This window comes from Pallidibacillus pasinlerensis, assembly GCF_009996845.1.
GTDB classification, from domain to species: Bacteria; Bacillota; Bacilli; order Bacillales; family Caldibacillaceae; genus Pallidibacillus; species Pallidibacillus pasinlerensis.
In genome coordinates this window covers 1-5,294 of sequence record NZ_JAACYS010000112.1, presented here as the reverse complement: position 1 = coordinate 5,294, position 5,294 = coordinate 1, and the positions used below count along the sequence as shown (strand labels likewise).

The following is a 5,294-nucleotide window of genomic DNA, read 5'->3' as shown; positions in this document are numbered from 1 at the left end:
GTTAAGTCAACCACCATTTTCATATAGTGAGACTATTATAGGAATAATTTTTCTCGTTTACTTGTTTGGTAGTTTTAGTTCGGTATATATGGGAAACAAAGCGAATATTGTTTATGGGATTTTTTTTCAACCGCCCAACCTTCTTGAACATATAAGGAATATACTATAGTAGTTCATTTGTTTAAAAAATGTATATTTTCTTCAGGAAGGAGGGTTTTGATGTTTCGAAATTATCGCCCACCAAGACACCCTTTTTTTCCACATCATCAAAAATTTCGCAATCCGTATTCCCACCTCTTTATAGATTATTTTAAAAGAGATGATGGAAAAATTGATTTTGATAAAATTTCCTACTCAATCCAACAAATAAACAGAGTAATGAAACAAGCTGATCCTTTAGTAAAACAAATTACTTCCTTTGTGAAGAAAACTAGCAAACAGTAAGTAGCCCAAATTCTATAGTTTCGGGACAAAAGACCAGACAATTGAGAAATCGCCACATATAATACAACAAATAAACATGGAGGTGTTTATTGATGAGTGACGGACGCGGACATCATGGCCCACATGGCGGCTATGGTGCAGGCTTTGCACTAATCGTAGTGCTGTTTATCCTATTAATCATCGTAGGTTCAGCTTACATTTGGTAAATCAACATTTGATAAACTAACAAGAGGAGGTTTTTTTATGGGATTCTATAAATGCCATGGATATGGTGGATATGGATACGGAGGCGGTTATGGAGGCGGATATGGCGCCGGTAGATGGTTTGCTTTAATCGTCGTCTTATTCATCCTTCTAATTATCGTTGGTGCTGCTTGGTTATAAAAACATTTAAAAATTTAGGTATTTATTTATAAGGGCTGTTTACTTAAAAAACAGCCTTTTATTTTTATAAAAATATATTACATAAATAAATGGTTTGCTATAATACAAGTAAAATAGAATCAGATTAAACCTTGATTTATTGTCTTTTTTTTCGATAGATTGGCAAAAATGAAACTGAGAGGAGTGATAGCCTTTGAGAAAATTATTAATCGCAATTGCCGTTATTATTTTAATTGGCTTGGCAACAAATGCTACCTCGAAAAGCGATTCAATTATAAATCAAATAAAGTCTGGAGTTGCGGTAATTGTTGATCAAATTAATATAGATGAGCTACAACAACAATTATCTAATATTTTCCAATCCATTAAAGAAGAAAACAACATTTTATTAAATGAATCAAAAGATGAAGCGGAAACTAGAGATTCTCCTACTTTAAATATACCTGATAATCAAATCTTTTCTGTTGCAAATATTGAATTAGGTCAATCAAAATCTACAATTGAAGCAATATATGGTGAAGCAAAACGAATATCATTAAATGAATACAATACATATTGGCATACGTACCATGACAATTATAACAACTTTTTTATGGTAACTTATGATAAAAATAATCAGGTCGTCGGTTTATTTACGAACCAAAATTTAATTTCTTCAAAAAACGGCATTCTGCTTGGTACAACAAAACAACAAGTCCAAAATATTATGGGAAAATCATTAGACAGCATTCATAAAGAATTTGTTATTTATAAACTCCCAAAGGACCGGGATTATGACTTGTATGAAAAAGATTCAAGTTATATTACCATTTTTTATGATCAGCATGAAAATAATACGGTTACTGCAATTCAAATAATTGCAAAACAATTGGAGGATAAAAAACAAGATATATATACAATTCCAACGAAAGAATTAATCGAAGGATTTGAATATCAATTATTTGATTTAACGAATGCTGAACGAGTAAAACATGGACTTTCCGTTTTAACGTGGGATGAACTAGTTCGCATTACAGCCCGGGAACATAGTTTAGATATGGCAAAAAACAATTATTTTAGCCATACTAACTTAAACGGTGAGTCTCCCTTTGACCGATTGCGTGAAGATCAAATTCAGTTTCAAATAGCAGGTGAAAATCTAGCCTTCGGACAATTTAGTAGTATTTATGCCCATGAAGGTCTATTAAATTCACTTGGTCATAGAGAAAACATTTTAAATGAAGACTTTGAATATCTTGGGGTTGGTGTTGCTTTTAATGATGAGAACCAGCCATATTTTACACAAAAATATTTTGCTAAATAACTATGGACAGAAAAACAAAAAAGTTAGGGGCTCCCCTTGTAACATATTAGGAAAGCCCCCAAAAATTATTTTGTTTTGAATAATACACCTAGCGTATTTGGTCCACAATGACTAGAAATCGTACATGATGCCCGTGTAATTAATACTTCTTCGAATGGTTGATGCTCTAATACAATTTGTTTTACGTTATTTATTAATTCCTCTGAACAACCTGAATGAGTAATAAAAACGCGGTCTGTCGCAATATCATCGCGATTTTTAAGACGATCTACCACATATTTTTGGATTGATTTTTCAATCTTTCCGCGATATTTTTTCCCGACATCCATTTTTCCATCTATTACTTCAATACAAGGTTTTATGTTTAATAAACTTGCACCGAACGCTTGGATTGCTGAACATCTACCACCCATTTTCAAATAATCTAGCGTATCTAATACAAAACTTGCTTCAATTTTTGGAATTAACTCTTGTAACTTTTCGTAAATAAATTTCGCATCATGACCTTGTTCAGCTAATTCAGCCGCTTCCAAAACAATATGTCCTGATCCAGTCGACAAATTGTCAGAGTTTATTACATAAACGTTTTTAAACTCTTGCGCTGCAAGATGGGCATTTTGAAAAGAACTGGAAAATTGTTGTCCAAGATTCACATGAATAATCGCATCATAATCTTGATATTTAGAAAATAGGTCAATATAGTTTTGGACAGATACCGCGGCAGTTTTTGGTAATTTTCCCGTTTTTTCTGCGTATGCATAAATATCATCAGGTTGAATATCAACACTGTCTTTATAAGTTTCATCCTCTAATATGATGTATAGTGGGACAGTATCAATATTATATTTTTGAAGTGTACCTTTGGATAAATCTGCCGTACTATCACAAGTTATTTTAATTTTTGACATTTGTATCTTCTCCTTAATTGCTATCATAAATTAACTCTTATATTATCTTAAAATAACTTAACACAATTGTCACTTTCATTTTACTAAACTCTTTAATTGTTTATAAATCGTAACTATTTCATTAATAGGCAAGCGCACTAATCCACTAGTTGAAGGAGCAACAAAATCGATTACGCCATCAACCATCGATTGGTCTTGCTTTCCCCAATTACATCTTTTTATTCCACTATATTGTTGGTACACTCCCTTTCCAACAAAACATACTACTTTTGGTCTATAATATTCAATTTTTTCCCTTAACTTTTTCCGTCCTTCTATAAATTCTTCTTTCGTAATATCATTGGCTCCTTTCGTCGGGCGTTCTACAATATTCGTTAAACCATAACCTAACTCTAGAAGTTTGCGATCTTCTTCAGGCGAAAATTTTCGTGTTGTTAAACCTGCTTCAAATAACACTTTCCAAAAGCGATTTGTTGGGTTTGCATAATGATGACCGGTTTCACTCGATATAATACTTGGATTAAATCCGACAAATATAATATTCAATTTCTTTTCTAAATGCTCTGGAATTTCTCTCATACTCTCCTCAACCTCCTCATCCTATATAACAGTAAAAAAGGACTGCCAGTTGACAGTCCTATCCTTTATGGTGTAACTTCTTTTCCCGAATCTACAATATGAAATAATAAATGAGCTAAATGTTGAACTGGTCCATAACTATCCTCATCTTCATCATCTTCTACATACATATCACTCATATATAAAGCGACTAAATCGTAAAAGTCTTTTAATTCTAATGAATAATAATCATTAGGTTCTTCGCTATCTTCCTCATAACGTAAAATGTGATACGTTTCATTTCCTTCATTGTCCTCGGCATCCATGAATACAAATAAACCAAGATTCGTATCAAGTTCAAATAACTGCCTAACACCTCCGGAAGAAACCGTATCAAAATCTTGTTCACTCAATTTTTTAACTGTCATCGCATCTGCTTGGTCATGTTCATGAAAATGTACTGTAAAAGTTTTCATATTCGTTCCTCCACACAATTAGTATACATGTCTACAGCATACCCGCCTTTTCCAAAATTTATTAATTTGTGTTTAAGTTTTTTATTCTTCAATTTCTAAAACTACAGGACAATGATCACTTCCCATTATGTCATGGTGAATATCCGCAGCATTTAATTTGTCCTTGATTCGTTCTGAAACGATAAAATAATCAATCCGCCAACCAATATTTCGTTCACGAACTTTATTCATGTAACTCCACCAAGTGTAGCGATCTGTTTCATTTGGATAAAAATAACGAAATGTATCAATAAAACCGGCATTTAACAACTCAGTCATTTTGCCACGCTCTTCTTTCGTAAACCCTGAGTTTCCTTCATTTGATTTGAAGTTTTTCAAATCTATTTCTTGGTGAGCCACATTTAAATCTCCACAATAAATTACAGGTTTCTTCGCATCTAGTTCGAGCAAATATTGCCTCATTTTATCTTCCCACTCGAGACGATAAGCTAAGCGAGATAAATCCCGTTTTGCATTTGGTGTATAACAATTCACTAAATAAAAGTCTTCAAATTCTAAAGTAATTAATCTTCCTTCTTCTTCACTTTCATCCGGTGTAAAACCATAGGAAACTGTAAGTGGTTCTAATTTTGTAAAAACAGCAGTACCAGAATAGCCTTTCTTTTCAGCGTAGTTCCAATATTGTTTATATCCAGGTAAATCTAAGTCGATTTGACCTGCTTGTAGTTTTGTTTCCTGTACACAAAATATATCCGCATTAACTTCGTGAAAATAATCTAAATATCCTTTTCTTACACAAGCACGAAGTCCATTTACATTCCAACTAACTAACTTCATAAAAAAACTCCATTCTATCTTAGTAGTCTAGTTTATTTTACCATAGAATGGAGTTTGACCGTTGACAAATGAATTTTTGGAAAAGTATTCTAAGAAATTGTTTATATTTAATCCCGGATATCATTTTCATCCACTTCAAATGGTAAAGCCGATCCAAAAAAACGTGGATTCCCATCTATTTCAATTTCGTTAATTCCAAAAAATGCGCGTTCTTGCACTCCTAACGGAATAAACCTCCTCTCCCGCTTTTCCGTGCCAATTGGAATATTACCAAAATCCCATTCCCTTCCCATGAAATCACCTCATAAATATAATTTTGATTATAGTATTTGATTTAATAATCACTTTATGAAATGTTTTTCTAATATAAATTAGCATTAATTT

General features: G+C 32.5%; 9 protein-coding genes. 4 read left to right on the top strand and 5 right to left on the bottom strand.

Translation table 11 applies throughout. The features are described 5' to 3' along the window. The first annotated feature begins 219 nt into the window (after positions 1–219). The 4 genes from GW534_RS15425 (at position 220) to GW534_RS15410 (ending at position 2,131) form a co-directional block, all read left to right on the top strand. Positions 220–444 (top strand): YppG family protein, encoded by a 225-nt coding sequence (locus GW534_RS15425; RefSeq protein WP_161921871.1) that lies wholly within the window; start codon positions 220–222, stop codon positions 442–444. Between the two features lie 92 nt (positions 445–536). Then, positions 537–650 carry a YjcZ family sporulation protein gene (locus GW534_RS15420; RefSeq protein WP_161921870.1) on the top strand — a complete coding sequence of 38 codons (114 nt, stop codon included), beginning with the start codon at positions 537–539 and terminating at the stop codon, positions 648–650. A gap of 37 nt (positions 651–687) precedes the next feature. Next, positions 688–828: a YjcZ family sporulation protein gene (locus GW534_RS15415; protein ID WP_161921869.1), complete on the top strand. Its 141-nt coding sequence runs from the start codon at positions 688–690 to the stop codon at positions 826–828. A gap of 193 nt (positions 829–1,021) precedes the next feature. After that, the gene (locus tag GW534_RS15410) at positions 1,022–2,131 is read left to right on the top strand and encodes a CAP domain-containing protein (RefSeq protein WP_161921868.1); all 1,110 of its coding nucleotides are present in this window, start codon (positions 1,022–1,024) and stop codon (positions 2,129–2,131) included. Between the two features lie 65 nt (positions 2,132–2,196). Here the strand turns inward: GW534_RS15410 and GW534_RS15405 are convergent, their stop codons facing one another. The 5 genes from GW534_RS15405 to GW534_RS15385 all read right to left on the bottom strand — a co-directional run bounded on the left by GW534_RS15405 (position 2,197) and on the right by GW534_RS15385 (position 5,203). Then, a complete protein-coding gene (locus tag GW534_RS15405; protein WP_161921867.1) occupies positions 2,197–3,039 on the bottom strand; it encodes a DegV family protein in 843 nt (280 codons plus the stop codon). A 75-nt stretch (positions 3,040–3,114) separates the two neighbouring features. Next, positions 3,115–3,618, bottom strand: a complete 504-nt coding sequence (gene mug, locus GW534_RS15400) for a G/U mismatch-specific DNA glycosylase (RefSeq protein WP_161921866.1) — start codon at positions 3,616–3,618, stop codon at positions 3,115–3,117. A gap of 65 nt (positions 3,619–3,683) precedes the next feature. Next, positions 3,684–4,073, bottom strand: coding sequence for a cytosolic protein (locus GW534_RS15395; protein ID WP_161921865.1), 390 nt, complete (start codon positions 4,071–4,073; stop codon positions 3,684–3,686). An 81-nt stretch (positions 4,074–4,154) separates the two neighbouring features. After that, positions 4,155–4,910, bottom strand: coding sequence for an exodeoxyribonuclease III (locus GW534_RS15390; RefSeq protein ID WP_161921864.1), 756 nt, complete (start codon positions 4,908–4,910; stop codon positions 4,155–4,157). 107 nt (positions 4,911–5,017) lie between these two features. Beyond that, complete coding sequence (locus GW534_RS15385) at positions 5,018–5,203, bottom strand: hypothetical protein (protein ID WP_161921863.1); 186 nt, start codon at positions 5,201–5,203, stop codon at positions 5,018–5,020. Positions 5,204–5,294: the final 91 nt, after the last annotated feature.

Excerpts from the sequence above, each read along its gene's own strand:
- GW534_RS15425 (WP_161921871.1), top strand. The coding sequence starts at position 220 with ATGTTTCGAAATTATCGCCCACCAAGACACCCTTTTTTTCCACATCAT.
- GW534_RS15420 (WP_161921870.1), top strand. The coding sequence starts at position 537 with ATGAGTGACGGACGCGGACATCATGGCCCACATGGCGGCTATGGTGCA.
- GW534_RS15415 (WP_161921869.1), top strand. The coding sequence starts at position 688 with ATGGGATTCTATAAATGCCATGGATATGGTGGATATGGATACGGAGGC.
- GW534_RS15405 (WP_161921867.1), bottom strand. The coding sequence starts at position 3,039 with ATGTCAAAAATTAAAATAACTTGTGATAGTACGGCAGATTTATCCAAA.
- mug (WP_161921866.1), bottom strand. The coding sequence starts at position 3,618 with ATGAGAGAAATTCCAGAGCATTTAGAAAAGAAATTGAATATTATATTT.
- GW534_RS15395 (WP_161921865.1), bottom strand. The coding sequence starts at position 4,073 with ATGAAAACTTTTACAGTACATTTTCATGAACATGACCAAGCAGATGCG.
- GW534_RS15390 (WP_161921864.1), bottom strand. The coding sequence starts at position 4,910 with ATGAAGTTAGTTAGTTGGAATGTAAATGGACTTCGTGCTTGTGTAAGA.
- GW534_RS15385 (WP_161921863.1), bottom strand. The coding sequence starts at position 5,203 with ATGGGAAGGGAATGGGATTTTGGTAATATTCCAATTGGCACGGAAAAG.